At 31.9% G+C, this 2,081-nt stretch carries 3 protein-coding genes; all 3 read right to left on the bottom strand.

The features are described from left to right. Positions 1 to 51 precede the first annotated feature (51 nt). Complete coding sequence (locus CDH50_RS14970) at positions 52 to 252, bottom strand: hypothetical protein (RefSeq protein WP_100613102.1); 201 nt, start codon at positions 250 to 252, stop codon at positions 52 to 54. A gap of 53 nt (positions 253 to 305) precedes the next feature. Further along, positions 306 to 788: a hypothetical protein gene (locus tag CDH50_RS14965; protein ID WP_100613101.1), complete on the bottom strand. Its 483-nt coding sequence runs from the start codon at positions 786 to 788 to the stop codon at positions 306 to 308. Positions 789 to 1,121: 333 nt separating this feature from the next. Beyond that, positions 1,122 to 2,081 (bottom strand): hypothetical protein (locus tag CDH50_RS14960; RefSeq protein ID WP_100613099.1); only part of this gene is annotated, 960 nt, incomplete at its 5' end.

Here is a 2,081-nt window from a genome sequence, read left to right as displayed (position 1 = left end):
TTTATGTAAATAGTTAAGATGATAACAAGTCCGATTATTATACTTAATATTTTAAAAATCCGTTTTTTCATAGTTCAAAATGTTCTTTCGAATGGTTGCTCTCAAATTACTGCCAACGTGCATGTGTATGGCACGTTGCGTTGACTTGGGAAGGCGATTGCGGACACAGAACCTAAATTCTGCGATATTCCAAATAGGCACTGACCAAGCAATGTGATATACACGGTGTTGCAAAACGTTTTTTATTTCCATGCGATTTTTTAAATCAGACAAACAACAAATACGATTTCTTCTAATCGGACAGTTCATTTGTATATTGCTATATATAATTCTTTCAACAATAAGAGAACTCCAATAATGAATCCCCCCCAAGCTAAAAATTTTGTCCTAGGAAATTCATTTAGTGTTTTCTTTGCCAATTTTAAATCAGTTTTTGTTTTTTTAAAATCTAATTTATCACGCTTACGTTGTTCTTTTAAGTCTTTGTACAAAGCTTTGAATCCACCTTGTTTTTGGAAATTAAATGTCCTAGAATTGGATGATGCAAATTCAGCATCCTCAGCAAAAGAACACTCACAAACCTTGTACTTATCTAATATTCCTAAATATCTTGTAAATTCTTGCGTAACATCAAATTCAGTCGTAAGTGAACTATATCCTTTTTCGTCGGTCAGTTTTATGTGTCCAGAATCCACTAAGTCGTTTGCATTTACGCTAAACCCCGTTTTTAAACATTGGTCTATTATAAAGTCCAATGCAGGAATATCCGATTTATTAAAGTCTTTCATATTTTTTAAATATAAGCAAGTGAGTTTTAAACATTATTAGTTTCATCAAGGGTATGGTAGCACTGCTCACCATACCGAACAAAACTTCCCGTTAAGGCCATTGTTCATCCGCTAATAATATTATCCGCTCACTTGCTTTTTTCTTAGTTCCATTCTCCTAATAATTTCCTTCCCCCATTCCCCCAAATGTTTTGCAACGTTTATGTGTAAGGATAGTTGCGTGTTTAAGCAACTAATTTAGCAAAAATGGAACGAACCAGAGGAAAATCCGTAGGATTTTCCAAGTAGGCGAGAACCAAGCAATTATTTTTACACGGTGTTGTACGCAGTGATTTATTTTTTAACATCTTTTACGTAAATCCGTTTTTCAAAATATTTTCTAGAAGTTATGCTGTCATAATCATTGTCTTTAAAAGGTCCGATAGCATATTCTTCCATATATCCTCTCAATAGTTTCTCACCAGTCGTTTTAAATCTAGCACCAAAAACTGCGACATATTTATACTTTTTTGGGTCGATGCCAGAAAACCATTTTTGATTTATAGTGTCTTTTGATAAATTTTCATAATAATCAGTTCTTAAAATACTGTCATTTGGAAAAGGAGATTTTAAGTTTTCGCTCTCACAATTTAAAAAAATTCTTATTTGTGAATTATATTCTCTTATTTGTGGAGAATTACAATAAGCGATTGCTCTGACAGGTTCATTTATTGAAATTGTATCTTTATTGAAATCAAATATATCATAGGAACTAGCTCGGATATCCAGAGTGTCATTTACAAACTCTTTTTGGTCAAAAGTTGAGTTTTCATAATTCCAAGCTAAAGTGTCACCATTTTTGTCTAAGAACCAAACTCTATTAATTAGTGAGTGGTCATTGATAATGAACCATTCTCTAATTTCTCTTAAGTTGGATTCTTTGTCATATAGTTTCCAAATTCCGAATATTTTATTTTCCTTATTTTGTTTACCTTCTTTAAATAATTTACCGTTGTCATAGTAAAAGTAAATACTATCAAAGTCCGTTTGATGAATTGTTTTTTTGAAAACTACTTTTGGATTATTTGCATAATATTCAATGGTTTCATTCAGTTTATTTTCTGATGAATTTTCTTTACAAGCTAAAATTGTAAAAGTTAGAATAAATATTGTAAGTAAGTTTTTCTTCATTGCGTACAACGTGTTCGTGTATGGAAAGTTGCGTGTTTGGGGGCGAGGATTTTCCGAAGGAAAATCGGAAGCCAGCAAAGAAGCAACCAACTTTGTGTTAACCAAAACTAGCAATTTTTTATA

Source organism: Confluentibacter lentus, from assembly GCF_002806995.1.
In the GTDB taxonomy this organism is placed as follows: domain Bacteria; phylum Bacteroidota; class Bacteroidia; order Flavobacteriales; family Flavobacteriaceae; genus Confluentibacter; species Confluentibacter lentus.
The sequence above is the reverse complement of the archived record's forward strand: the minus strand, read 5'-3'. Positions and strand labels throughout refer to the sequence as shown.